This window comes from Mesorhizobium sp. M1273 (genome assembly GCF_040318195.1).
Taxonomy (GTDB): Bacteria; Pseudomonadota; Alphaproteobacteria; order Rhizobiales; family Rhizobiaceae; genus Mesorhizobium.
In genome coordinates, this window is the sequence record NZ_JAMYLV010000004.1 from 156,105 (window position 1) to 179,862 (window position 23,758).

A 23,758-nucleotide genomic window follows, 5' to 3' on the forward strand; every position below is an offset into this window, starting at 1 on the left:
TCGCTGAGCTGCAATCAATCATTATGCCATACGCGGCACAAGCCGCGCGGCCTCAGCTTTTCCGTCTTCCTGGATTTGGCGGGGCAATCGGAGTTGCAAACTCGCGCATCAACTATCCCAAACTCATGCGCTGACTCGGACCTTTGTTGGCGCGGTGCTGCAATATCCTGCCCACGCATTCATTAGCCGCCGGCGCTTCTCCAGCATGTCGCCCCGCTGATAAGCCGCCTCCGTCTTGTCAGACAGGACGTGCGCCAGTGCCGCCTCTGCGATTTCGCGCGGGAAGTTTGAACTCTCGGCCGCCCAGTCACGAAACGTCGAGCGGAAGCCATGGACGGTCAGGCCCTCCATTCCCTCCATACCTCGGAGGAGTTCGAGCATCGCCATATTGCTGAGTGGCCTGCCGGTGCGGGCGCCGGGGAAAAGGTAGGGACTGTCCGCCTCTCGCGGAACGCTCTTCAAAATCTCGATCGCGCGATCCGAAAGCGGGACGCGGTGCGGACGGCTTGCCTTCATGCGGACAGCCGGGATCGTCCAGAGCTTGTTGGCGAAATCAACTTCGCTCTCCATCACCCCGATAGCCTCACCTGTGCGCACAGCGGTCAAGATAGTGAACTCAAGCGCACGAGCCGAGTTGGTTCCCATTGACCGGAGCTGAGACATGAAAGCGGGAAGGTCCGCGTACGGCATAGCCGCGTGGTGCTCGACCTTGGCGACCTTCGACCGCGCCGGGAGCAGCTTATCGAGATGGCCGCGCCACCGGGCCGGGTTGTCACCGCTCCGATAGTGTCGGGCCTTCGCCCAATCGAGTACCAATTCGACGCGACCTCGGACACGAGTGGCTGTTTCGGTTTTCGTGGTCCAGATCGGCTCTAGGATTTGCATGACGTGCGCGGTGTCTACCTTCGCCACCGGCAGATCTCCAATCACCGGCCATGCATAGGTCGCGAGCGTATTGCGCCACTGCTCCGCATGTTTCGCGTTCTTCCACCCAGCGGAGTGCGCTGCTATGTAGCGCTCCGAGGCCTGCTTGAACGTCACGCGCTTGGCATCCTCTGCCCGACGAGTGGCCTTGTTCTCCTTCCGCTCCTCTATTGGGTCTATTCCATCGGTGACCTTCTGCCGTGCCTCCCTCGCCTTATCTCGGGCCTCTTTCAGGGAACGGGTGTTAATGTCACCGAGCCCCATGTATCGGGCTTTGCCGGCGAGCATGAAGCGGAAGAGCCACGACTTGGTGACGTCGCCGTCTTGCGCACCCTTCGCAGTGCTCTTCGCCACTTGCAGGTAAAGCCCACCGCCGTCACCGTATGTGCCAGGCTTTAATTTCTTCGCCACCTCGACGGCGCTTAGTTTGTTGATCGATCTGGCCATACGCCCGCCCAACACTATTTGTTTTGTGGTGGGCAAAATGTACCTACAATCCAACCCACAAACAAGCCCCGGATTTAGTCGGAACGGGGCAGAACTCACCGGACCGATTTAGGCTGCCATCGCAATGTTCTTATTGAGCTTTCGGAACTCAGCGGAACTAGGCGTGACTTAGGCGGACGGACGCTCTCTCCGCCAGTTAAATCTCACCGGCTCGCCGAGTCTGAAGGGACGCTGGACGGCGACTGCCGCTGCGATGCAGTATCTTGAGGCAGGCAGGCAGAGGGGCGCGAAGGCTGCTGAGCGGCTTTCATCTTCGCCGCACCCTTACCTCAGATCAGCCTACAACCAATCGGCCCGCGCTTCACCAGAAGCGCGGGCTTGGTCGACTCGGCACCGTCGCCGCCCCGTCTAGCGCGGGACCGCTTGTATTCCCGAGACCGAGCGCTCTGTTTCGGCGGAGAAAACCACGAAGGCAAAGATCAGCACGGCGGCAGCGACAATCATTGAGCCGGTGGCGACGATCGGCTCGAGCGCCGGATTTCCCTGCAGCATCAGGTAAAGCGCCGGCAGCATCACGACCAGGCCGAGATTGTAGACTCCGTAGTGGATCATCGCGCTCCTGCGGGCAGCCTTCGCCGGGTTCAGCGCATAATAGCCGCCGAATATTGCACTGGTGACCCACCCCAGCAGGTTGATGTGCGCGTGAGCCGGAAACGCGCCGTGATCGCCTGAAATTGCCATCTGCAGGCCAGCTGCAATTCCCAGAATAAGAAAGATGATGGCTGTCTTGAAAAAGAGTTCCGAAACCTTAGGCATATCATTCTCCCAAACCCGTTTTGCCGCCGCATCATGCTGTGGTTCCGGCGATCTTGCCAAGGGACCGTCGGGCCTGCGGAGCCATTTGTCGCCGGCCTGACAGCCCGTTGGCAGCCGGCCGCCGGGCCTGGCCGGTTGCGAGTCCAGCCAGCAAAAAATATGCACTCACGCTAATTTAATTGCAACATTACCGGCCAGGCTTGCATGTCGTTCTCGCCAGGGAAGTGTCCTGCACGATGGTGGTGCCATACGCGCCAAAGATCTGCCCGTCAGTGTTGCAGCAAGGCCTCGCCGAACTTCTCCCACAGCTGTGCGCAATCTGTTGCTCTGAGGCTGGGGGTTCCGACTGGGCCATATCTGATGACGGCGGCGTGAACATCATAGCCAACGATAGGTGCATTGGCGACAAAGTGGATAGCCTCGCCCAATCGGCGGGGCCCAATTGGCGCATCGGTTTTGTTGGTGATATCGAAGACACCACGAATATCCGCTTCCTGATTCCTGGCTGCCAACGCAGCCGCCATTACCCTTTCTTGCATCATCGAAATCTCTCCTATCGGTCTAAGTCTAAGAACCGCGGCTTGTGCCGATCCGGCAGCTGACAACCGGCAAATCGAAGTGCCTTTTGCAGCATCTCGATTGGCTCTTGCTGCGAGCCACTCCGCCCGCTCCCGCGGCAAGCCGATAAGGCACTGCCAGCAAAATCCGCAGGCACATCCACGGTCGCATCAAACACGGCCCACGTGCCAGTCGGCTCCTGAACGGGCAAAAACCTCATAACAGCGCCTGCTAATATACCATGCCGACTGTGAGGACGAGACTTTTTCCTGCATCAACTAAACGAATGAGAGCTGGTGTCGAAGTGCCGGGCGACGCTCGTCGAAAACAAATCGTCGGCGACATCGCCTGGATCGAAGGTGGGCCTGAGCAGTGATCCGGCCGCATTCGAGGCTCGCCGACCGGGACAAGCACAAGACGCAGCGCCGGCACGCCTCGTCAGATGTTACTTTCTGCCCTGCGGATAGATCGTCTCGCCGCGCTTCAGCATCTCCACGAACGCCGCGATCTTCTTCTTGCGTCCGGCTTCGGTTTTCATGTTGTGGATGCGGAAGGCGAGTGCGAAGCGGTTTTGGCCGCTGAGCTTTGCCAGCATCTCTTTCGCCGTGGGCTCGGCGTCTATTGCCGCCTGGAGGTCGTCGGGGATCTTCATCCCCTTGCCGCTCTTGTAGGCGCGCGCCCAGCGGCCGTCGGCCTTGGCCGCATCGACCTGCCTCAGCCCGTGCTCGGTCATCCGGCCCTCCTCGATCAGCCGGGCGACATTGTCGACATTGATCTGGCTCCAGGTGCTCTTCTTGCCGCGCGGGGTGTAGCGCTGCAGGTAGCTTTTGCCGTCCAAGGCCTTGCGCACGGCATCGATCCAGCCCCAGCACAACGCCACGTCGATGGCTTGCTTCGGAGTGATCGACGGCAGTCCCGAATCGAGCTTATGGATCTTGATCCAGACTTCGTCCTCGCTGTCGTGATGCTCGCCAAGCCAGGCATGGAAGCTTTCGGCATCCCTGAACTCGCGCACCTTGGCGGGGTCGACCTTGACGGGCGCCATCAGCCGGTCCGCCCACGACGCAGGCGCGTAACGACGCCAAACCGCTTGCCGGCCGCGCGCGCGCTCATCTCAGCTCCGAGTCCGCAATCCGCAGGCCTGGTGATTCTCGCCGGCACGCATTCAGCCCGCACGATTGGGCGTTCCGAGGACATGGGATTTCGGCGGCAGCATGACGTCGTCGAATGTCTGCGTGAACATCGCCGCCGCAAAGAAAGCGACGGCGCGCAGGGTTTCGGTGCCGGTGTTGACGAGGTCGTGCCGGACCGGCGTCGGAAGTACCAGGACGCTGCCGGGCCCGACCGGGTGGGTGCTGCCGCCCTCAATGTGTAGCTCGCCGGTGCCGGCGATGATGTATTGCGTCTCTTCGGTGGCGTCTCTGTGCCAGCCGAGCCGCTTGCCGGGCTCGATCTCGTAGACAATGACCGAGGACTGGGTGGTGCCGTGCCCGCCGTAAACCGCGAAAGCGCCGGCCCATTTGACCGACAGATCGTCCTCTGCCCAAACCAGCGAACGTTCGAGCCTGTCGGATGCGACGACTGCTGTCATGGCTTCGTTCCTCTCAGCGAATTGCGAACACGAATCTAGATGATTTTTCTGGTCTGCGTCAGCAAAACTGGCTGCTGACCGTTCCCCGTCCATTGCGCGTGACGATTTGCCGGGCCGCGATCCGATCTATTCTACTCTCGGGCCGGATCACTGAGCCGATCCCCCAATGCAACCAAGCCTTTACCTTTTAGTCAGTTTTGAGTTGCCCCTGCGTTGCGTTCGTGGTCCGGTACAACCAGGGCGCTCAATGCGGCATTCGGCAACGGTCGCCTCACCGACCGTCAGGGCAACACACCGTCGAGCCAATACAGGAGATAGCAATGGGCATTTTCGACAGTATCAAAGGTGCGATTTTCGGAAACGCGGTTGCGGGCGAAGCGCCGCCGGCGCAACCGTCTCCCGCGCCTGCTTCGAGCACGGCCACCCAGCCGACGGCGCCTACCCGATCCGCCCCGGCTGCAACCCCGGCTCCGGCCGCGCCGGCCGCGCCGTCCTCTGCCCCTGACATCGCTGCCATTCTCGACAAGGCGGTGGCCGCGAGGGGGCAGAAACTCAACTGGAAGAATTCGATCGTCGACCTGATGAAGGCTCTGAATATCGACAGCAGCCTCGGCGCCCGCAAGGAGCTTGCCCACGAGCTGAACTACACCGGCGATATGAACGACACTGTAACGATGAATCTGTGGCTGCACGACGCACTGATGAAAAAGCTGGCCGAGAACGGCGGCAAGCTTCCGAGCGACCTGGCCGCCTAGAGTCACAAGACAAGCAATTCCAGGAAAACGTGGTGAACGGTTTTCCGTCCGGAATTGCGTCAAACGAAAAAGACAGACCGGTTCTGCCCGCACCGTGGTTCTTGCTGCGCCGGCTTCGGCCGCAACCGAGCAGACCACACTGCCAAGCATCAGACTGCCATTAGATAAAACTGAGACCGATCCCGGCCGCCGGGATTGGGTCCATGGGAAGTCGCATGGCACAAAGCGCTGCCGCCTCGCGCCCGGATTGCCTCCCGCAAAAACCGACGATTTCGGTCGCTGCCCACGCGCTGGTAGGACCACCATTTTGCTGGCGAAACGCGACGTTCGGCGTATCATTCTCTCGGGAGAGGGTTCATGGTGGGAGGAAGCCAATGAACGTGGTGAAGCGGGTGACGGTCGCCGACTTGACAGCCCAAGAGCTTGTTTCATCTGCGCTTTCACGGTTTGGTGCCGGCGACACCATATCGACGAGGGCGATGCTGGACATCGTTCGCAGGACGGCTCCGGCCTGCGGCAACAGTGACGACGATCTGGTCGAGCTTATCGTCATGACGGCGGTTGGTAGGACCATGGGCGTCGTGTTCGACCATCGCTCCCATTAAAACAATCTGGAACGAACATCAGGCTGCGCCCAGGAGCAGTGGCGGGCGGTGGCAGCGCCGCCAAAGAGGCCGGCCTGTTTGTGCGTGAAGGTCGGCCTGGCACCAAGCCCTTGCTTTGAGCAAAACCGCTGCTCATGCCGGGTCATGCCCGAAGCCGGTAGTTGGGCGACACGCTCGAAGGAACTCGCTGAAATCTTGCCCGTTATGCTCTCGTTGAGATGAGGAGAGCTGCCATGGCCGACGACAAAACCAAGACCGACAGTCGCGACCGCTCACGAGTGGCGGGCGGCGAAGACTACGAGGTACGTCACTTCGCCGAGGAAGCGGGCATTACCCCTGAGCAGGCGCGCACGCTGATCAAGCGCCACGGCACCGACCGCAAGGTGCTGAACGAAATCGCCGAGAGCATAAGAGCGTCGTAATGGCTGACAAGAAAACCGCAATGGCCGACCGCAAGACGCGCGATCTGGACGAAAAGGAGGCTCTGCGCCTGGCCGAAACCACCGACGTTTCGCCGAAGCAGGCGAAGGATCTGATGCGCAAGCACGGCAAGGACAGCCCGAAGGTCGAGAAGGAAGCCAAGAACTTCAAGGCCGAGGGCTGAGCCGCCCAGCCGGTTGGACGCGCGGCATGGGGCCGCGATCCTGCGGCTTATCGGTTTTCTAACAAATTCGGCCTATCCCTTCCGCTATCGCGGCTCAGGGATGCCATATGCGCGGGATATCTGGTGGGGCGAGGCCGTCGATAGACGACATACGGCATGTGAGGCTGATGTTTTGCCTGGTGGCGGCGGTCGTGATGGCGGCGGCGCTCCTCGCCTTTGCCCACTCCCTCCTGCAGGATCCCGATAGCTGGTGGCACATCAAGGTCGGCATGGATATGCTGGCACGCCGCACATTCCCCACCGTCGACATCTATTCCTATACTTTTGCCGGCCAGCCATGGATCGCCAAGGAATGGCTTAGCCAGGTCCTCCTTGCAATTGCCTTTCAAGCCGGCGGCTGGAACGGCGTGGTGCTGCTGGCGACTGCAGTAATCGCGCTTACGGCCTTCTTGACGTCGTGGTATCTCAGCGCGTGGTTGAAGCCGACGCTGGCGATAGGACTGACGCTGGTTCTCGCGCTCTTGATCGGGCCAATCTATGTCGCCCGGCCGCACATCTTTACCTTGCCCATCATCGTCGTCTGGACCGCCGGTCTTTTCCAGGCCGCACGCAACGAGAAAGCACCGCCCTTATGGCTGCTGGCGCTGCTTTGCCTCTGGGCCAATCTCCATGCCACCTTCACCTTCGGTTTCGTCATCGCCGCCTTCGCCGGCCTCGATCTCGTCATGCGCACACGCTTGTCGAACCCCCGGCTGCTGGCCAAGTGGATCCTTTTCGGGCTGCTTTGCCCACTGGTCAGCCTGCTCAATCCCTATGGCGTCAAGGCCATACTCGCCACATTCACCGTGGCCTATGGCAATGAGGCGGTGCCTTACATTGCGGAGTGGCAGCCCTTCGACGCCGCGCGGCACACCCTCCAGGAGGTGGCCCTGCTGGTGGCGCTTTTCGGGCTGCTCGTGTCGAGATTGCGCATTGGCTGGGCCAAGGCGCTGTTCCTTGTCTTCACGTTGCACGTCTATCTCACCCACATACGGTTCATGTACCTGTTCTTTCTTCTCGTGCCGGTGGTCCTTGCCGTCGAGGTCGCGCAACAATATCCAGCGCTTTCAGCCGAGAAATGGGCGGCGGAAAAGCGTGACGGACTTGAACAATTTTTCGCACGGCAATTTTCCAGGATTTGTGCTGGACTTGCCGTTTTGCTGGTTTTGGCGGCTGCCGCCTTGACGAGCTATCCGGTCGCGCCGAGCCAGAAGACCTCGGCGAGGGACGCACTGGCCTTTGCCCAAACCCATAATCTGTCGGGCAATCTGCTGAACTCCTACGATTTCGGCGGCACGCTGATTTTCCATGGCATCAGGACGTTTATCGACGGCCGCGCGGATCAGCTCTTCCTGAATGGCTTTACGGAAACGGATGAGCAGACGGGGCACAGCCGGGGCAAGCCGATCCTGAAAGCCCAACTCGACAAATATACGATAGGCTGGGCGTTGTTGACCGCCGACGACAGCCGCATTCCGTTCTTCGACGAACTGGGCTGGAAGCGGGCCTATGCGGACGATTACGCGGTGATCTACACCCGCGCGGACTGAGCCCCGGCAGCTTCGCGCGCCGGTGCGCACCTCCCTCCTGAAGCTTCGGCCAGCGCCGAGGCGGCGAAATCCTTATGGGATTTTGATTTCTTTGCTCCGCGTCCCGTCTCGAACCTTTATGGCACTTTGATCCATATTCACAGGAGCGGTGTATCCAGCCGCCCATATGATGCGGCGACGGGTTGGGCAGTTTTGTCCAAATTAAAAGAACAAACACGATATAGGAAAATGCATTATGGACATATTTGTTGTCGCGATTGGAATCGCGTTCTTTGCTCTATGCTTCGGCTACATCAAAGCCTGCGACAAGCTGTAAGTTTAGGGGATCGTAACATGCTTTTCGACTATATCCTCGGCGGCGCCGTGACCTTGTTTCTTCTCGCCTACCTGACATACGCCCTCGTTCGCCCGGAACGCTTCTGATCTCCGCTGGCAAGGAGCCAACCCCATGACAATCAACGGATGGCTGCAGATCCTCGTCTATTGCGGGATCGTCGTTCTGCTGGCCAAGCCGCTCGGCGGCTACATGCATCGCGTTTTCAGCGGCGAGCGCACATTCCTGTCGTCAATTCTGGCCCCGCTCGAGCGCGGGCTCTACCGCATATCAGGGACCAGCGAGCGCGAGGAGCAGCACTGGACCTCCTATGCGGCCGCCCTGCTGTTCTTTAACCTGGCCGGCTTCCTGGTGCTCTATTTCCTGCAACGGCTGCAAGGCGGCCTGCCCTACAATCCGGCCGGCATGACCGCCGTCGAACCTGAGCTGGCCTTCAACACCGCCGCCAGCTTCATGACCAACACCAACTGGCAGAACTACGGCGGCGAAAGCACGATGTCCTATCTCGTGCAGATGGCCGGCTTGACCGTGCAGAATTTTCTGTCGGCGGCGACTGGCGTCGCCATTGCGGTCGCATTGATCCGCGGCTTTGCCAGAGCCTCAGGCAAATCGATCGGCAATTTCTGGGTCGATATGACCCGCGGCACGCTCTACCTGCTTTTGCCCTTTTGCATCGTGTTGACTCTCGTCTATGTCTATCTCGGCATGCCGCAGACGCTCGCTGCCTACGTCAACGCGACGACGCTCGAAGGCGCGCAACAGACTATCGCGGTCGGGCCGGTCGCTTCCCAGGTTGCCATCAAGATGCTCGGCACCAATGGCGGCGGTTTCTTTAACGCCAATGCAGCGCATCCCTTCGAAAATCCCGATGCAATCTCCAACCTGATCCAGATGGTGACGATCTTTGCCCTCGGCGCGGCGCTGACCAATGTCTTCGGCCGCATGGTAGGCAACCAGCGCCAGGGCTGGGCAATTCTGTCGGCGATGGGCGTGCTGTTCATCGCTGGCGTTGCCGTCTGCTACTGGGCGGAAGCCGCCGGCAATCCGCTTGTTCATGCGCTGGGTGTCGACGGCGGCAACATGGAGGGCAAGGAGAGCCGCTTCGGCATCGCCCTGTCGGCACTGTTTGCCGTCATCACCACGGCCGCATCCTGCGGCGCGGTCAACGCCATGCATGACAGCTTCACCGCACTCGGCGGCATGATCCCCATCATCAACATGCAGCTCGGCGAGGTCATTGTCGGCGGCGTCGGCGCCGGCTTCTACGGTATCCTGATGTTCATCGTCATTGCCGTTTTCGTCGCCGGGCTGATGGTCGGACGCACGCCCGAATATCTCGGCAAGAAGATCGAGGCCAAGGAGGTCAAGATGGCTATGCTGGCCGTGCTCTGCCTGCCGCTTGCAATGCTGATCTTCACTGCTATCGCGGTGGTGCTGCCGACCGGCGTTGCTTCCATCGCCAATGCCGGCCCGCATGGCTTCTCCGAGGTTCTCTATGCCTACACCTCGGCCGCGGCGAACAATGGCTCCGCCTTTGGCGGCCTCAGCGGCAACACGCCCTGGTACAACGTAACGCTCGGCATCGGCATGCTGATGGGCCGGTTCCTGGTCATTATTCCGGCGTTGGCGATTGCTGGCTCGCTGGTTGCGAAGAAGACCGTCCCTGCCTCCGCCGGCACCTTCCCGACCGATGGTCCGCTGTTCGTCGGGCTGCTGGCCGGTGTCATCCTGATCGTCGGCGGCCTGACCTTCTTCCCGGCCCTGGCGGTCGGACCGATCGTCGAGCACCTGGCGATGATTCACGGTCAGACATTCTGAAACGGCGATGCCCTGGTTCAAGATCATACCTCGAAAGGTCCGGCATCGCCCCGAGCCGGAGGGGGAGAAAACGCCCCCTCCTTTCCCGACGCTGTCCACATTCCTCGCTATTGCGGCAGCCTTGATCATGATCTGGCTGCTGGCTTACGGGCCGCCGCACCTTCGTTCGGCACACGATCGACCGGTCAACAACATCGACACTGGAGCTACCAAATGAGCCCGTCGAAATCCGTGAGCATCATGGATACCCGCATTCTGTGGCCCGCTATCGGCGGTTCCTTCAGAAAACTGAACCCGCGCACCTTGATGCGAAACCCGGTGATGTTCGTCGTCGCCGTCGTCTCGGCGCTCACCACCGTGCTGTTCGTCAAGGATCTCGTTACCAGCGGCGGCGATCTTGGCTTCACGCTGCAGATCATCATCTGGCTGTGGTTCACCGTGCTCTTCGCCAATTTCGCCGAAGCGGTGGCCGAAGGCCGCGGCAAGGCGCAAGCTGACTCGCTGCGTCGGGCGCGAACCGAGACGCAGGCAAAGCTGTTGAACGGTGGCGACCGCAGCAAGTTCAAACTGGTGCCCGGCACCAGCCTGAAGGTCGGCGACACCGTGCTTGTCGAAGCCGGCGACATCATCCCCTCGGACGGCGAGGTGGTCGAAGGCGTGGCGTCGGTCAACGAGGCGGCCATCACCGGCGAATCCGCACCGGTCATCCGCGAATCCGGAGGCGATCGTTCGGCGGTGACCGGCGGCACGCAGGTCTTGTCCGACTGGATCCGCGTGCGCATCACTGCGGCTGCCGGTCATACGTTCCTCGACCGCATGATCTCGCTGGTCGAGGGCGCCGAGCGCCAGAAGACACCCAACGAGATCGCGCTCAACATCCTGCTCGTCGGCATGACGCTGATCTTCGTGCTGGCGACGGCGACGATCCCGAGCTTCGCCTCGTATTCGGGCGGCTATATCCCGGTGACCGTGCTGGTCGCCCTGTTCGTTACCCTGATCCCGACCACAATTGGCGCCCTGCTGTCGGCTATCGGCATTGCCGGCATGGACCGCCTGGTGCGCTTCAACGTGCTCGCCATGTCGGGCCGCGCCGTCGAGGCGGCCGGCGATGTCGACACGCTGCTGCTCGACAAGACCGGAACCATCACGCTGGGCAACCGTCAGGCGACGGCATTTCGTCCGGTCAAGGGCGTCACCGAACAGGAACTGGCCGACGCGGCTCAGCTTGCCTCGCTTGCCGACGAAACGCCGGAAGGCCGCTCGATCGTCGTCCTGGCGAAGGAAAAATACGCTATCCGCGCCCGCGACATGGCAAGCCTGCACGCGACTTTCGTGCCCTTCACCGCGCAAACCCGCATGAGCGGTGTCGATCTGGAAGGCTCCTCGGTCCGCAAGGGCGCAGTCGATGCGGTACTTGCCCACGTCAACCTCTCGACCGTTGCCACAGGCAGTATGCGCCCCGGCAGCGACACCGTCCGCGACCTTCAGGCGATCGCCGACGAGATCGCCAAATCGGGTGGCACTCCACTCGCGGTCGAGCGCGACGGGCGCCTGCTCGGCGTCGTCCATCTGAAGGACATCGTCAAGGGCGGCATCGCAGAACGCTTTGCCGAATTGCGCCGCATGGGCATCCGCACGGTGATGATCACCGGCGATAATCCGATGACCGCGGCGGCGATCGCGGCGGAAGCCGGCGTCGACGACTTCCTTGCCCAGGCGACGCCCGAGGACAAGTTGAAGCTGATCCGCGACGAGCAGGCCAAAGGCAAACTGGTCGCGATGTGCGGCGATGGCACCAACGATGCGCCGGCCCTTGCGCAGGCCGATGTCGGCGTTGCCATGAACACCGGCACGGTCGCGGCGCGCGAGGCCGGCAACATGGTCGATCTCGACAGCGATCCGACCAAGCTGATCGAGATCGTCGAAATCGGCAAGGCGCTGCTGATGACGCGTGGCTCGCTGACCACCTTCTCCATCGCCAACGACGTGGCCAAGTATTTTGCCATCATCCCGGCAATATTCGCCGCCTTCTACATCGCCCCGGGCCAGACCGCCGGGCCGCTGCAAGCGCTCAATGTCATGCATCTGGCGACGCCGCAGAGCGCTATCCTCTCGGCCATCATCTTCAACGCGCTGATCATCATTGCGCTGATCCCGCTGTCGCTGAGGGGCGTCAAATACCGCGCGGTCGGCGCCGGTGCGCTGCTCAGCCGCAATCTCATTGTCTATGGCCTTGGCGGCGTCGTAGTGCCCTTCGTCGGCATCAAGATGATCGACATGGCCATCACCGCTCTCGGTCTCGCCTAAGGAACCACGTCGATGCTCAATCAAATCAGGCCCGCGATCGTCATGATCGTCTTCTTCACCATTCTGACGGGTTTGGTCTATCCGATCGGCATGACCGGCATTGCCCAGGCGCTGTTTTCGCGCCAGGCCAATGGCAGCCTGATCGAGAAGGACGGCAAGCTCGTCGGTTCCGAGCTGATCGGCCAAGCTTTCGAAAGCGACCGCTACTTCCATGGCCGCCCGTCGGCTGCCGGCGACGGCTACAATGCCGCCGCCTCGGGCGGCTCGAATCTCGGCCCGACCAACCCGAAGCTCATCGACAGGATCAAGAGCGACGCCGAAAAGCTGAGAGCCGAAAACCCGAGCCAGCCGGTACCGATGAATCTGGTCACCACGTCCGGCAGCGGCCTCGATCCGCATATCAGCCCCGATGCGGCCTATTTTCAGGTTGCCAGGGTGGCCAAGGCCAGGGGCGTCGATGAATCCAGGATCAAATCGCTTGTCGACAGCCATGTCGAAGATCGCGAATTGGGATTCATCGGCGAGCCGGTAGTCAATGTGCTGGCCCTCAACCTTGCGCTGGACGATGCCATGAAACAGTGAAGGACCAGCGCCGGGATCGACACCGAAGCCGGCGCCGTTCATGATTGACCCGTATGCCAGACGACAGACGCACCGCCGAAACCAGGCCCTCTCCCGACGCGCTGCTCGAGCATGCCGAGCGGGAGGAGCGCGGCCGCCTGAGGATATTTCTCGGCGCCGCCCCCGGTGTCGGCAAGACCTACGAGATGCTGATGTCGGGCCGCGCCAGGCTGGCCGACGGGGTCGACGTGGTGATCGGCATCGTCGAGACGCACGGCCGCAAGGAAACCCAGACGCTGGTCGAAGGCTACGAGGTCATTCCTCGCCTTGAGATCGATTACAAGGGGCGGATCCTTGAGGAGATGAATCTCGACGCCATCCTCGCCCGGCACCCGGCGCTGGTTCTGGTCGACGAACTCGCCCACACCAATGTCGCCGGCAGCCGTCACCCCAAGCGCTATCTCGACGTCCAGGAAATCCTGACGCACGGCATCGATGTCTACACGACGCTGAATATCCAGCACGTCGAGAGCCTGAACGATGTCGTGGCGCAGATCACCCGCGTCAGGGTGCGGGAAACTGTCCCCGACTCCATAATCGACCAGGCCGACGACATCGAGATCATCGACCTCACCCCCGACGATCTGATCAAACGGCTTGAGGAAGGCAAGGTCTACATCCCCAGCACCGCCCAGCGCGCCATCGAGAACTATTTCTCGCCGGGCAATCTGACGGCGCTCCGGGAATTGGCGCTCCGCCGCACTGCCCAGCGGGTCGACGAGCAGTTGCTGACCCACATGCAGGCCCACGCGATACCCGGGCCTTGGGCGGCGGGGGAAAGGGTTCTCGTCTGCGTCGATGCGCGTCCGGGCGGGGCGGCCCGTGTACGTTATGCGCGGAGGTTGGCCGACCGGCTCCGCGCCCCTTGGACGGCGCTTCATGTCGATACCCCTCGTTCAGCTGCCATGCCCGAGGAGGACAAGGATCGGCTGGCGACGCAGCTGCGCCTTGCCGAGCAGCTCGGTGCCGAGGTGACGACCATTCCGGGTCAGAACGTCGCGCAAGACATCGTTCGGCATGCGACGGCGAACAACTTCACCCATATCGTGATCGGCAGGCCGACCCGATCGCGTTGGCGGGAATTGATCGAAGGCTCGCTCACTTACGATCTCATCCGCAATGCCGGCGACATCAGCGTCCATGTCATTTCGGGAAACGAACGCAACGCCGAGGCGACGTCGAGGACCGTCAAGGCGGCGGACGAGCAGTGGCAGTTCGAGATCTGGCCCTATCTCAGGGCCACGGCCTATGTTGTTGGCTCGCTCGCCTTCGCCGTCCTTCTCGACCAGTTTCTCGACGTCCGCAATCTGGCGATCATCTTTCTCATTGGGGTCCTGACGTCGGCGGTGACCGGCGGTCTCTGGCCGGCTTTGTATGCCTGCCTCATCAGCGCCATTGCCTTCAACTATTTCTTCCTGGAACCACGCTACACGCTGACGATCGAGGATCCGGAGAGCATCGTTGCGCTGGCTGTCTTCCTGGTTGTTGCGGTCATTGGCAGCAATCTAACAGCGCGCGTGCAGCGTCAGGCGGTCGCCGCGCGCTCGCGGGCACGCGCCACAGAAGATATTTATCTCTTCTCAAAGAAGCTCGCCGGCGCTGGGACGCTTGATGACGTTCTCTGGGCGACTGCCTTCCAGATCGCCTCGATGCTGAAGCTGCGCGTGGTGCTGCTTCTGCCGGAGAACGGCACGATTGCGGTCAAAGCCGGCTACCCACCCGACGACACGCTGGCCGAGGCCGACATCGCAGCAGCCCGCTGGGCCTGGGAGCATAACCGCGCCGCCGGGCGCGGCGCCGACACGCTGCCCGGAGCAAAGCGCCTCTATCTGCCCTTGCGGACCGGACGCACGGCGGTAGGCGTTGTCGGCCTCGACAACGACAAGCAAGGTCCGCTGCTGACACCCGAGCAGCAGCGTCTGCTCGATGCGCTCGCCGACCAGGCGGCGGTCGCCATCGAGCGCATCCAGCTCGTCGCCGATGTTGACCGGGCCAAGCTTGCGGCCGAGGCAGACCGTCTGCGCTCGGCCTTGCTCACCTCCATTTCCCACGATTTGAAAACGCCGCTTGCCGCCATCATGGGCGCGGCCGGAACACTCAGGGACTTCGAGGCCGCGCTTCCCGAGCAGGACCGGGCGGAACTGCTGTCGACCGTGCTCGATGAAGCGGAGAGGCTTAACCGCTTCATCGCCAATCTGCTCGATATGACCAAGATCGAATCCGGCACGATGGAGCCGAACTATGCGTTTCACTATCTCGGCGACATTGTCGGTTCAGCTCTGTATCGGGCCCGCAAGATCGTCGGCGAGCATAAGACCGAGATCGACATTCCATCGGATCTGCCGATGTTGCGGGTCGACCCCGTTCTGTTCGAACAGGTGCTGTTCAACCTCCTCGACAATGCTGCAAAATACGCGCCGCCAGGTTCGACGATCCGCCTGCAAGCCTGGGCCGACAACGGCTTCGTCATCCTGCAGATCATGGATGAGGGACCAGGCATTCCGCCAGCGGATCTAGAGCGCGTTTTCGACACTTTCTACCGTGTGCGCAAGGGTGACCAGGTGCGTGCCGGCACGGGGCTCGGCCTGTCGATTTGCCGCGGCTTCATCGAAGCGATGGGCGGGACGCTCTTGGCGGCAAACAGGTCCGACCGCTCGGGGGCGGTTTTCACGATCAAGATGCAACTGGTGCCGGCGGAACTGCCCAATCTCGGCGAACCCGAGACGGGCCATCAAAATATGGACGATCTGGCATGACGAGCCTGGACGTCAGGATATTGGTGGTGGACGACGAACCGCCGATCCGGAAACTGCTTCGCGTCGGGCTTGGCAGCCAAGGCTATGCGATCAGCGAGGCGCCGAACGCCAGGGCGGCGATTGAACTCATCGCGACGGAAAAGCCGGACCTTGTGCTGCTCGATCTCGGCCTGCCCGGCATGAGCGGGCATGAGTTGCTCCGCAAATGGCGGGATGATGGCCTGGACATTCCCGTGGTTATTCTTTCCAGCCGCACCGACGAGGCCGGCATCGTCTCGGCCCTCGAACTCGGCGCCGACGATTACGTCACCAAGCCATTCGGTATGAACGAGCTTGTCGCACGCATCCGCGTCGCGCTTCGCCACAAGTTCCAGCAGCAGGGTGAGAGACCGGTGTTCCAGACCGGCGACCTCTCCGTCGATCTGGTGAAGCGCATCGTCAAGGTCGAGGACAAGGAGATAAAGCTCTCGCCGAAGGAATACGACATTCTTCGCACCTTGGTGCAGCACGCCGGCAAGGTTCTCACCCACCAGTTCCTGCTGAAGCAGGTCTGGGGCGATTCCACCGACGTTCAATATCTCAGAGTCTATGTCCGGCAACTCAGGCTAAAGATTGAGAAGACGCCCGACCAGCCCCGCTATATCACGACCGAGACCGGCGTCGGATACCGGCTGCGCGAAGTCGACTGACGCGACGAGCATCCGAAGCCGAAATGCCTCTTCCAATCTGCTTCAAATCAGCGGCGGCCATGGCGTCGCCGGACAAAAGCCCTATATTAAGCGAAGATTGGTTTTGTGCGGGAATGAACGAATGCCACGGCTTCGTCTATTGACGTTTCTAGGGTCGGCAATGCTGACTGCGGCGATGCTGTCGGGCGTAAATCCAGCTGCATCGGCACAGGTCGGCAGTCCCGCCGATCGCAACGTGTTGATCCAGCAAGACCAATTGCAGATGTTGGAGAACAGGCTGCGGCGGCAGCAATACCAGCAGCAGCAACAGCAGTACCGTGCCCTGGATCGCCAAATCCCAATACCGCAACGGCAGGAGGTGCCGCAGATGAGGCCAACTTGCCAGTTGCTGCCGTCAGGGAGCGGCTTTGTCAGCACCTGCCGCTGACGACCGGTCTCTTTCATTTATTTAGCCGACTTATATACTGGGGAAACCGCTCCGCCTGCGCCCCCATTGAAAGCGGGCGAGTTTGCAACGCTGCCCTTGCCGTCTGGGCACCGATTCGACTGGATTATCGAATGGCAGCCAGCAAGAAGAAGGTTGTACGCAAGGCAAGGAAGGGCGACGGGGTTCGCCAGGTCGCGGCGATTCCCTTTCGGCTGAACGAGCATGGCGATGTCGAGGTGATGCTGGTCACATCGCGAACGACGAGGCGCTTCATCGTACCGAAGGGCTGGCCGATGAAGGGCAAGAGCGGCCGCAAGGCAGCCACCATCGAAGCACAGGAAGAAGCCGGTGTTCTCGGCAAGACACTGAAACAGCCTGCCGGCACCTACCACTACTGGAAGCGGCTGGCGAACCGCTTCGTTCGCGTCGATGTCGTCGTCTATTTGCTTGAGGTAACCGAGGAACTTGCCAAGTGGCAAGAAGCCAAGAGACGGCAGCGGGCATGGCTGACGCCGACCGACGCGGCGTTGCTGATCGACGAGCCGGATCTTTCGACGCTGGTGAGGAACATCAGGATTGCCGAACTGGAGCATAATCCCAAAAAGCAGAGTCCGGCGTTCGGAAAAGATCCCGCTCAATAGAAGATGGAGGCATGCCCCGACTGTGTCGGGATGGAATTGGTTTTCCAGCGCCCGCCGCCCCCGTCTCTTGAACCGATGCCTCACTGACTGCCATCGTCTTCCTCGGGCAGAGGCCGCGCCGGCGTGCCGGTATAGGCCCACAGCCATTCGCGCGGCAGTGGCCCTTTGTTGCGTTCGCTCTCCTGCGACTGTTCCCATGCATGTGCGAGGATGCCGACGGAGCGCGACAGCACGAAAAGGCCCCGCGTCAGCGGCGGCGGGAAGCCGAGCTCGCCGTAGATGACGGCCGTGGCGCCGTCGATATTGAGCGGGATTTTTTTGCCCTTGCGCCGCGAAACCTCGGCCTCGACCATCTCGGCGATATCGGCGAAGCGCCCGCTGACGACGCCGCGCGCGGCAAAGTCACGGGTCAGCTCGATGAGGCGGGGCGCCCGCGGGTCGACCGGGTGGAAGCGATGGCCGAGCCCGGGCACATAACCGTCCTCCCCAGCAAGGAAATGATCAACCCGCAGCGACACGGCGCCCGTGAGGGGCACGCCGGCGTCCACTTCAGCGGCGATGTCGCCGTAGAAGGAAAGCGCCTGTTCGCCGGCGCCGCCATGCACATCGCCAAGCACGTTGATGGCAGATGCCATGGCGCTGTTGATGCCGACGCCGCACGTGATCGCCATGCGGGCGATGGCGATCGACGGCGCCTGCGGCCCATGGTCGACGGCAGCACCCAGCGCGATGCCGAGCAGCGCCGCCTGCTCCTCGCTCGGCAGTTCGCCGCGCAGCATGAGCCAGATCATTGCCGGAAAGCTGACGCGACCGATCAGATCCTGGATTTCATAGCCGCGCAGCCGGATGACGCCGGGGCGCATCTCGATGATGCCGGTCTGCCACCATTCCTCGCCGCGCGCGCGGCCAGCCTTGTTTTCCGTGTCGCTCATGGCTTCTTTTCCGTGCCGCTCATGCCTTCGCTCTTTTCTTGGCGCGTGGCGGCAGGTTGGCAAAAACTTCGTCCATATGCTCGCCCAGCCCCGGCGGCGGCCTGCTCGGCAAAGGTGCCTCGCCATCGACCATGAAGCCGCCGCGCACCACGGTCAGCGGCCTAGCCATCCCGGACACGGCCTGGAAGCGTACCGTCATGCCGCGCTCGATCACTTGTCTCTCTTGCAGTACCTGCGGGATTGTCAGCACCCGGCCTGCCGGCACGCCGGCGCGATTGAACGTCTCCTCCCAGGCGGCGGCCGAGCCGCTCGCCAAGGCATCCTCGATCAGCGCTTTCAATGCAATGCGGTTCTGCTTGCGCGTTTCGCGCTCGGCAAAGCGGACATCCGACGCCAACTCCGGCCGACCGATCAACCGGCACAGTGTGACGAACTGCTCTTGCTTGTTGGCGGCGATGTTGAGCAAGCCGTCGCCGGTGCGAAACGCGCCAGACGGTGCGGCCGTCATGTTTTCATTGCCCATCGGCTGCGGCTCGACGTCCGCCGTCAGATAGTTCGACACCGGCCAGCCGAGCGCAGAAAGCGTGCATTCGAGCATCGACACGTCGAGGAACGCGCCCTCGCCAGTCGTCTTCTGCTTGACCAGTGCGGCGGTAATGGCGAACGCCCCTACCAGCCCGCCAAGCGTATCGGCGACGGGATAGCCGACACGCAGCGGCGCCGTTTCCGGTGTACCGGTGATGCTCATGATGCCGGAAAGACCCTGGATGATCTGGTCGTAGGCTGGATTGTCGCGCATCGGCCCGGTCTGGCCGAAGCCCGATATCGCACAGTAGACAAGGCTTGGCCGGACCTCCTTCAGCCTGGCATGGCCAAGCCCCAGCCGGTCCATTACGCCGGGGCGGAAATTCTCGACCAGCGCGTCGGCCGAAGCGACCAGATCGAGGAAGCGTTCGCGGTCGGCCTCCTGCTTGAGATCGAGCGCCACCGAGCGTTTGCCGGCATTCTGCGCCAGGAACGAAGCGCCCATGCCCGCCCGGTTGAGCTCCGGCGAGGCGCCGAGCTGGCGCGCCAGATCACCACCTTGCGGCGTCTCGACCTTGATGACGTCGGCCCCGAGCAACGCCAGCTGGTAGGCGCAATAGGGGCCGGCCAGCACATTGGTCAGGTCAAGGACGCGGATGCCGGAAAGCAGGTCTGTCATGACGTCACGAACAGCTCAGGCATCGCCCGGCACGTGCTCCGGTCCACGCATGCGCCTGTGCTCGATGTAGGCCCAGATATGCGGTCCAACCAGCCCGATGAAGGCCAGCGTCAGCAGCGTCAGCGACAGCGGATGCTTGTAGAACACCGTCCAATCGCCGTTGGAGATGGTCATCGCGCGGCGGAACTGCGTTTCGGCAAGCGGCCCGAGAATCATGCCGATGATGACCGGCGCGGTCGGGAAATCGAAACGCCTCATCAGGAAGCCGGCGGCACCGAGCAGATAGAGGATGACGAGGTCGATCGGCGATTGCGAGATGCCGTAGGTGCCGACCGTGGCGAACACCAGGATGCCGGCATAGAGCTGCGGCGCCGGGATCTTCAGCAATCGCACCCAGAGCCCGATCAGCGGCAGGTTGAGGACGACGAGGATGACATTGGCGATGAACAGGCTGGCGATCAGCCCCCACACCAGGTCGGCCTGCGTCGTCAGCAGCAGCGGCCCCGGATTGATACCGTAGCTCTGGAACGCCGACAGCATGATCGCGGCCGTCGCCGAGGTCGGCAGGCCGAGCGTCAGCATCGGCACCAGCACGCCGGCCGCGGATGCATTGTTGGCCGCTTCCGGCCCGGCAACGCCCTCAATGGCGCCGACCGTGCCGAACTCCTCCTTGTGTCTGGAGAGTTTCTTCTCGATAGCATAGGAGAGGAAGGTCGGGATTTCGGCGCCGCCGGCCGGCATGGCGCCGATCGGGAAGCCGATCAGGGAGCCGCGCAGCCATGGCCTCCACGAGCGCGACCATTCAGCCGCGGTCATGTAGAGCGACCCTTTCAACGGCACGATGTCGTCCTTGCCGGCATAGCGGCGTGAGGCCATGTAAAGCGTCTCGCCAACGGCGAACAGGCCAACGGCGACGACGATGACGTCGACGCCGTCCAACAATTCGCTCATGCCGAAGGTGAAGCGCGGCTGCCCCGTCTGCAGGTCGACGCCTATCATGCCGACAACGAAGCCGACGAACAGGCTGGTCAGGCCGCGCACCGACGACGAGCCGAGCACTGCCGAAACCGTGATGAAGGCCAGCACCATCAGCGAGAAATATTCGGCCGGGCCGAAGGCCAGCGCGAATTTGACGACGATCGGCGCCAGGAAGGCAACGCCGATGGTGCCCAGCGTGCCGGCGACGAAGGAGCCGATCGCCGAGGTTGCCAGGGCCGCACCGCCGCGGCCGGAGCGGGCCATCCGGTTGCCTTCCAGCGCGGTGACGATGGTGGCGCTTTCGCCAGGCGTGTTGAGCAGGATCGATGTCGTCGAGCCGCCATACATGGCGCCGTAGTAGATGCCGGCAAACAGGATGAACGACGCCTCCGGCGCCACCTGGTAGGTGATCGGCAACAGCAGCGCGATGGTCAGAGCCGGCCCGAGGCCGGGCAGCACGCCGATCGCAGTCCCCAGCGTGGTGCCGACCAGGCACCACATGAGATTGATCGGCGAGAAGGCGACCGAAAATCCGTGCGCGAGATGGCCGAGCGTTTCCATGGCGTCAGCCCCTCAGCATGGCGACGACCGAATCGACGATCGCATTCAGCTGGTTTTCGATGAAGCCGGCACCGATATTGACGCCAAGCGCCCTGGCAAAGCCGAAATAGGCGGCCAGCGCCAGGATCAGCCCGAGCAGCACGTCACGCAGCGGACGCCGGCTGCCGAAACCGTGGCAGATGAGAACGAACATGATGACAGATGCAGCGGTAAAGCCGAGCGGCTGGATCAGCACCAGATTGGCGATCAGTCCGAGGGCGACGATGCCCATCGCCTTCCAGTCGGTCGGCGTCTCCTTTTCGTCCTCCGGCTGCCATCCGCCCCGCAAGGCGGCAATGATGAGCAGCAGCGACAGGATCATCATCCCGGTCATGGTGATGTAGGGAAAGACGGTCGGACCGACCTTGGAATAGAGCGGCGAGACCGGGATTGCCAGCGTCTGCCAGGCAACCGCACCCGCACAGGCGAGGAGCCCAACGCCGATCAGCAGTTCGGGCACTGCAAGGCGCGGCGGCGCCTGCTGGTCGCTGGTGCTCATCATCGTCCTCCCAATGCCAGCCCCGAGGGCCGGTTCTCCCTGGACTGGTCTCACTCGGCCGATCTCGGCCTAGTTTCACCTCCGGCGCCGCGTATGTCCATGCGGCTGGCGAAAGTCGGCAAGGGTTGGCGCAGGCCGCCCCTTGCCGAGAGCATCACGCCAGGCCGAGGTCCTTGAGGATCGTCCCGATGCGGGCCGTGTCTTCGGCGACGAATTTCGCATAATCGTCACCGGTGAGCAGGATCTGCGTCCAGTTACGGTTCTTGCATTCGGTGGCCCAGGCGTCGCTCTTGGCCATGGTCTCGATCAGCTTGATCATTGCTGCCTTGTCGGCGTCCGAGACGCCGGGCGGTGCGAAGACGCCGCGCCAGTTGAACAGCTCGACATCGATGCCGGCTTCCTTCATCGTCGGCGCATCAATTCCCTCCTGGCGTTTATCCGCGGAGATGGCCAGCAGCCGCAGCGCACCCGCCTTGACCTGTTCGGCGAACTCGCCATAGCCGGAGATGCCGGCCGCGACCTGGTTGCCGAGCAGCGCCGACAGCGCCTCGCCGCCGCCGGCAAACGGCACATAGGAGAGATTGGTGGCCGGAACACCGACGGTCTTGGCGATGAGGCCGAACAAGATGTGGTCCGAGCCGCCAGCCGAACCGCCGGCGACCGGAACCTGCGTCGGGTCGGCTTTGAGGGCGGCAACAAAGTCGGCCGCAGTCTTGAATGGCGAGGCGGCCGGCACCACAAGCGCCTCGAACTCGCCAGTAAGGCGGGCGATTGGCGTGACCTCGGTAAGGTTGTTAGCCGCCTTGTTGGCGATGATCGCGCCGACCATGACCATGCCAGCCACCATCAGCGCGTTGCCCTTGCCCTTCCACTGGTTGACGAATTGCGGCAGGCCGACAGTACCGCCGGCGCCGCCGACATTGGTGATCTGCGAGCCGGAGATCAGTTTTTCGCTGCGCAGCACCTGGTCCATGGCGCGCGCCGTCTGGTCCCAGCCGCCGCCCGGCGCCGCTGGCACGAAAATCTGCAGCTGCGGCGCGTCCTGCGCGAAGGCGGGGATAAAATGCGATGCCGCGAGTCCGGCAGCACCCGCTGCCGCGGTGCTCATCAAGAATCGGCGTCTGTTCAGCATGGGATTCCTCCAAATCGCGACACCTCCTCCGGTGCCTGCCAGAAACGTGGCCTGCCTTCAGACCCGCTCGATAAAATTCATGCAGAGTTTGCGTCTTCCTGTCAAAGACAGAACACGCCGCATGCGGCACAATCGGCCTGCGCGATTTTCAGGCTGGCGAACCGGACGCCCGAAGACGACGTGGCAGGCAGTGCCAAACAACATCCGTCAGGGTTGCCGCTCCAGCAGGATGGTCGGCTTGCCTTGGTAGACGGTTCGCAGCACTTCGCCATAACCACATTTTGCCGCGACGTTCAGCGATCCGGTGTTTTCCGGATCGATGATGCAGACGGTCTTCGCGGCGCCGAACGTCTCGTCGCCCCAGGCAAGCACCCGTGCGACGACTTCGCTGGCCAACCCGTGGCCATGCGCGCCCAAAACCAGAGCCCAGCCGGCCTCCGGAATGCCCTCGATCGACGGCGTCATGTCGCGTTTCAGATCATGAAAGCCGGCCTCGCCGATGAAGCGGCCAGTCGCTTTTTCCTCGATCGCCCAGAAGCCGTAGCCCAGAAGCGACCACAGGCCGGCGTGGCGCAGGAAGCGCATCCAGCTTTCCTCCCGCGTGCGCGGCTTGCCGCCGATAAAGCGGGTGACGGCGGGATCGGCCCACATCGCGACATAGGCGTCGAAATCGTCAAGCCGGTGCGGCCGCAGGACCGTGCGCGAGGTCTCAATTACTGGGGCGACAATTGTATGCGGACTGGCCATGGTCATGTCTCGGTTGTTGCCCGTGCAGGTCTTCCAAAAGTGGGGACAGCGACACGCCCGAGACGGGAAATCCAAATCCGTTGCGAAAAACAAGAGCCAAGGCTGTGTAGATCATCTTCCAGGCTGATGTGAATCCTGCCAGGCGGTGTTAGTTTTTCTCCAGTACTGGTTCAGGCGCGTTGGG

The 23,758-nt window shown here is 62.3% G+C and carries 24 protein-coding genes; 13 read left to right on the plus strand and 11 right to left on the minus strand.

What is annotated here, in order from left to right; genetic code table 11:
- Window positions 1-123 precede the first annotated feature (123 nt).
- The 5 genes from NKH30_RS06655 to NKH30_RS06675 all read right to left on the minus strand — a co-directional run bounded on the left by NKH30_RS06655 (window position 124) and on the right by NKH30_RS06675 (window position 4,336).
- Window positions 124-1,371, minus strand: coding sequence for a tyrosine-type recombinase/integrase (locus tag NKH30_RS06655; RefSeq protein WP_352994649.1), 1,248 nt, complete (start codon window positions 1,369-1,371; stop codon window positions 124-126).
- 408 nt (window positions 1,372-1,779) lie between these two features.
- The gene (locus tag NKH30_RS06660) at window positions 1,780-2,187 is read right to left on the minus strand and encodes a hypothetical protein (protein ID WP_352501933.1); all 408 of its coding nucleotides are present in this window, start codon (window positions 2,185-2,187) and stop codon (window positions 1,780-1,782) included.
- A 269-nt stretch (window positions 2,188-2,456) separates the two neighbouring features.
- Window positions 2,457-2,729 carry a hypothetical protein gene (locus NKH30_RS06665; RefSeq protein ID WP_352469463.1) on the minus strand — a complete coding sequence of 91 codons (273 nt, stop codon included), beginning with the start codon at window positions 2,727-2,729 and terminating at the stop codon, window positions 2,457-2,459.
- A 461-nt stretch (window positions 2,730-3,190) separates the two neighbouring features.
- Complete coding sequence (locus NKH30_RS06670; RefSeq protein WP_352818264.1) at window positions 3,191-3,790, minus strand: YdeI/OmpD-associated family protein; 600 nt, start codon at window positions 3,788-3,790, stop codon at window positions 3,191-3,193.
- Window positions 3,791-3,910: 120 nt separating this feature from the next.
- Window positions 3,911-4,336 carry a cupin domain-containing protein gene (locus NKH30_RS06675; RefSeq protein WP_352994653.1) on the minus strand — a complete coding sequence of 142 codons (426 nt, stop codon included), beginning with the start codon at window positions 4,334-4,336 and terminating at the stop codon, window positions 3,911-3,913.
- A gap of 320 nt (window positions 4,337-4,656) precedes the next feature.
- Between NKH30_RS06675 and NKH30_RS06680 the strand changes: the two genes are divergently transcribed.
- From NKH30_RS06680 to NKH30_RS06740, 13 genes are all read left to right on the plus strand, one after another.
- On the plus strand, window positions 4,657-5,091 hold the full coding sequence (locus NKH30_RS06680; RefSeq protein ID WP_352539401.1) for a DUF3597 domain-containing protein: 435 nt from the start codon (window positions 4,657-4,659) through the stop codon (window positions 5,089-5,091).
- A gap of 374 nt (window positions 5,092-5,465) precedes the next feature.
- Entirely contained in the window at window positions 5,466-5,696 is a 231-nt protein-coding gene (locus NKH30_RS06685; protein ID WP_352469460.1) for a hypothetical protein, read from the plus strand.
- A 233-nt stretch (window positions 5,697-5,929) separates the two neighbouring features.
- On the plus strand, window positions 5,930-6,118 hold the full coding sequence (locus NKH30_RS06690) for a DUF3606 domain-containing protein (protein WP_352502669.1): 189 nt from the start codon (window positions 5,930-5,932) through the stop codon (window positions 6,116-6,118).
- Complete coding sequence (locus NKH30_RS06695) at window positions 6,118-6,300, plus strand: hypothetical protein (protein ID WP_352469832.1); 183 nt, start codon at window positions 6,118-6,120, stop codon at window positions 6,298-6,300. Before NKH30_RS06690 ends, NKH30_RS06695 begins: the two co-directional genes overlap by 1 nt.
- Window positions 6,301-6,407: 107 nt before the next feature.
- Window positions 6,408-7,889 (plus strand): hypothetical protein, encoded by a 1,482-nt coding sequence (locus tag NKH30_RS06700; protein ID WP_352994655.1) that lies wholly within the window; start codon window positions 6,408-6,410, stop codon window positions 7,887-7,889.
- A gap of 333 nt (window positions 7,890-8,222) precedes the next feature.
- Window positions 8,223-8,312 carry a K(+)-transporting ATPase subunit F gene (locus NKH30_RS06705; RefSeq protein WP_023675300.1) on the plus strand — a complete coding sequence of 30 codons (90 nt, stop codon included), beginning with the start codon at window positions 8,223-8,225 and terminating at the stop codon, window positions 8,310-8,312.
- A 25-nt stretch (window positions 8,313-8,337) separates the two neighbouring features.
- Entirely contained in the window at window positions 8,338-10,041 is a 1,704-nt protein-coding gene (kdpA, locus tag NKH30_RS06710) for a potassium-transporting ATPase subunit KdpA (RefSeq protein ID WP_352539403.1), read from the plus strand.
- 213 nt (window positions 10,042-10,254) lie between these two features.
- A complete protein-coding gene (gene kdpB, locus NKH30_RS06715; protein ID WP_352539404.1) occupies window positions 10,255-12,348 on the plus strand; it encodes a potassium-transporting ATPase subunit KdpB in 2,094 nt (697 codons plus the stop codon).
- A gap of 12 nt (window positions 12,349-12,360) precedes the next feature.
- Window positions 12,361-12,930, plus strand: coding sequence for a potassium-transporting ATPase subunit KdpC (kdpC, locus tag NKH30_RS06720; protein ID WP_352502664.1), 570 nt, complete (start codon window positions 12,361-12,363; stop codon window positions 12,928-12,930).
- A 53-nt stretch (window positions 12,931-12,983) separates the two neighbouring features.
- Window positions 12,984-15,725, plus strand: a complete 2,742-nt coding sequence (locus tag NKH30_RS06725; protein WP_352539405.1) for a DUF4118 domain-containing protein — start codon at window positions 12,984-12,986, stop codon at window positions 15,723-15,725.
- Complete coding sequence (locus tag NKH30_RS06730) at window positions 15,722-16,414, plus strand: response regulator transcription factor (protein WP_352448298.1); 693 nt, start codon at window positions 15,722-15,724, stop codon at window positions 16,412-16,414. The genes NKH30_RS06725 and NKH30_RS06730 overlap by 4 nt, the downstream gene beginning before the upstream one ends.
- 160 nt (window positions 16,415-16,574) lie before the next feature.
- Window positions 16,575-16,841 (plus strand): hypothetical protein, encoded by a 267-nt coding sequence (locus NKH30_RS06735; protein WP_352539406.1) that lies wholly within the window; start codon window positions 16,575-16,577, stop codon window positions 16,839-16,841.
- A 131-nt stretch (window positions 16,842-16,972) separates the two neighbouring features.
- Window positions 16,973-17,482 carry an NUDIX hydrolase gene (locus NKH30_RS06740; RefSeq protein ID WP_352469451.1) on the plus strand — a complete coding sequence of 170 codons (510 nt, stop codon included), beginning with the start codon at window positions 16,973-16,975 and terminating at the stop codon, window positions 17,480-17,482.
- 80 nt (window positions 17,483-17,562) lie between these two features.
- Here NKH30_RS06740 and NKH30_RS06745 read toward each other — a convergent pair whose 3' ends face one another.
- The 6 genes from NKH30_RS06745 to NKH30_RS06770 all read right to left on the minus strand — a co-directional run bounded on the left by NKH30_RS06745 (window position 17,563) and on the right by NKH30_RS06770 (window position 23,574).
- Window positions 17,563-18,414, minus strand: coding sequence for a citryl-CoA lyase (locus NKH30_RS06745; protein WP_352469450.1), 852 nt, complete (start codon window positions 18,412-18,414; stop codon window positions 17,563-17,565).
- A 19-nt stretch (window positions 18,415-18,433) separates the two neighbouring features.
- Window positions 18,434-19,618 carry a CaiB/BaiF CoA transferase family protein gene (locus tag NKH30_RS06750; protein ID WP_352469449.1) on the minus strand — a complete coding sequence of 395 codons (1,185 nt, stop codon included), beginning with the start codon at window positions 19,616-19,618 and terminating at the stop codon, window positions 18,434-18,436.
- Between the two features lie 15 nt (window positions 19,619-19,633).
- Complete coding sequence (locus tag NKH30_RS06755) at window positions 19,634-21,157, minus strand: tripartite tricarboxylate transporter permease (RefSeq protein ID WP_352539407.1); 1,524 nt, start codon at window positions 21,155-21,157, stop codon at window positions 19,634-19,636.
- 4 nt (window positions 21,158-21,161) lie between these two features.
- Window positions 21,162-21,695 carry a tripartite tricarboxylate transporter TctB family protein gene (locus NKH30_RS06760; protein WP_352502673.1) on the minus strand — a complete coding sequence of 178 codons (534 nt, stop codon included), beginning with the start codon at window positions 21,693-21,695 and terminating at the stop codon, window positions 21,162-21,164.
- Between the two features lie 154 nt (window positions 21,696-21,849).
- On the minus strand, window positions 21,850-22,827 hold the full coding sequence (locus NKH30_RS06765; protein ID WP_352453995.1) for a Bug family tripartite tricarboxylate transporter substrate binding protein: 978 nt from the start codon (window positions 22,825-22,827) through the stop codon (window positions 21,850-21,852).
- Between the two features lie 207 nt (window positions 22,828-23,034).
- On the minus strand, window positions 23,035-23,574 hold the full coding sequence (locus NKH30_RS06770) for a GNAT family N-acetyltransferase (protein WP_352469446.1): 540 nt from the start codon (window positions 23,572-23,574) through the stop codon (window positions 23,035-23,037).
- Window positions 23,575-23,758: the final 184 nt, after the last annotated feature.

What these genes read in the sequence shown, in the direction of transcription:
- NKH30_RS06695 (WP_352469832.1), top strand. Translation starts at nt 6,118, where the DNA reads ATGGCTGACAAGAAAACCGCAATGGCCGACCGCAAGACGCGCGATCTG.
- NKH30_RS06690 (WP_352502669.1), top strand. Translation starts at nt 5,930, where the DNA reads ATGGCCGACGACAAAACCAAGACCGACAGTCGCGACCGCTCACGAGTG.
- NKH30_RS06745 (WP_352469450.1), bottom strand. Translation starts at nt 18,414, where the DNA reads ATGAGCGACACGGAAAACAAGGCTGGCCGCGCGCGCGGCGAGGAATGG.
- NKH30_RS06735 (WP_352539406.1), top strand. Translation starts at nt 16,575, where the DNA reads ATGCTGACTGCGGCGATGCTGTCGGGCGTAAATCCAGCTGCATCGGCA.
- kdpB (WP_352539404.1), top strand. Translation starts at nt 10,255, where the DNA reads ATGAGCCCGTCGAAATCCGTGAGCATCATGGATACCCGCATTCTGTGG.
- NKH30_RS06760 (WP_352502673.1), bottom strand. Translation starts at nt 21,695, where the DNA reads ATGAGCACCAGCGACCAGCAGGCGCCGCCGCGCCTTGCAGTGCCCGAA.
- NKH30_RS06730 (WP_352448298.1), top strand. Translation starts at nt 15,722, where the DNA reads ATGACGAGCCTGGACGTCAGGATATTGGTGGTGGACGACGAACCGCCG.
- NKH30_RS06665 (WP_352469463.1), bottom strand. Translation starts at nt 2,729, where the DNA reads ATGATGCAAGAAAGGGTAATGGCGGCTGCGTTGGCAGCCAGGAATCAG.
- NKH30_RS06655 (WP_352994649.1), bottom strand. Translation starts at nt 1,371, where the DNA reads ATGGCCAGATCGATCAACAAACTAAGCGCCGTCGAGGTGGCGAAGAAA.
- NKH30_RS06675 (WP_352994653.1), bottom strand. Translation starts at nt 4,336, where the DNA reads ATGACAGCAGTCGTCGCATCCGACAGGCTCGAACGTTCGCTGGTTTGG.
- NKH30_RS06740 (WP_352469451.1), top strand. Translation starts at nt 16,973, where the DNA reads ATGGCAGCCAGCAAGAAGAAGGTTGTACGCAAGGCAAGGAAGGGCGAC.
- kdpA (WP_352539403.1), top strand. Translation starts at nt 8,338, where the DNA reads ATGACAATCAACGGATGGCTGCAGATCCTCGTCTATTGCGGGATCGTC.
- NKH30_RS06750 (WP_352469449.1), bottom strand. Translation starts at nt 19,618, where the DNA reads ATGACAGACCTGCTTTCCGGCATCCGCGTCCTTGACCTGACCAATGTG.
- NKH30_RS06680 (WP_352539401.1), top strand. Translation starts at nt 4,657, where the DNA reads ATGGGCATTTTCGACAGTATCAAAGGTGCGATTTTCGGAAACGCGGTT.
- NKH30_RS06685 (WP_352469460.1), top strand. Translation starts at nt 5,466, where the DNA reads ATGAACGTGGTGAAGCGGGTGACGGTCGCCGACTTGACAGCCCAAGAG.
- NKH30_RS06725 (WP_352539405.1), top strand. Translation starts at nt 12,984, where the DNA reads ATGCCAGACGACAGACGCACCGCCGAAACCAGGCCCTCTCCCGACGCG.
- kdpC (WP_352502664.1), top strand. Translation starts at nt 12,361, where the DNA reads ATGCTCAATCAAATCAGGCCCGCGATCGTCATGATCGTCTTCTTCACC.
- NKH30_RS06660 (WP_352501933.1), bottom strand. Translation starts at nt 2,187, where the DNA reads ATGCCTAAGGTTTCGGAACTCTTTTTCAAGACAGCCATCATCTTTCTT.
- NKH30_RS06765 (WP_352453995.1), bottom strand. Translation starts at nt 22,827, where the DNA reads ATGCTGAACAGACGCCGATTCTTGATGAGCACCGCGGCAGCGGGTGCT.
- NKH30_RS06770 (WP_352469446.1), bottom strand. Translation starts at nt 23,574, where the DNA reads ATGGCCAGTCCGCATACAATTGTCGCCCCAGTAATTGAGACCTCGCGC.
- NKH30_RS06755 (WP_352539407.1), bottom strand. Translation starts at nt 21,157, where the DNA reads ATGGAAACGCTCGGCCATCTCGCGCACGGATTTTCGGTCGCCTTCTCG.
- NKH30_RS06700 (WP_352994655.1), top strand. Translation starts at nt 6,408, where the DNA reads ATGCGCGGGATATCTGGTGGGGCGAGGCCGTCGATAGACGACATACGG.
- NKH30_RS06705 (WP_023675300.1), top strand. Translation starts at nt 8,223, where the DNA reads ATGCTTTTCGACTATATCCTCGGCGGCGCCGTGACCTTGTTTCTTCTC.
- NKH30_RS06670 (WP_352818264.1), bottom strand. Translation starts at nt 3,790, where the DNA reads ATGGCGCCCGTCAAGGTCGACCCCGCCAAGGTGCGCGAGTTCAGGGAT.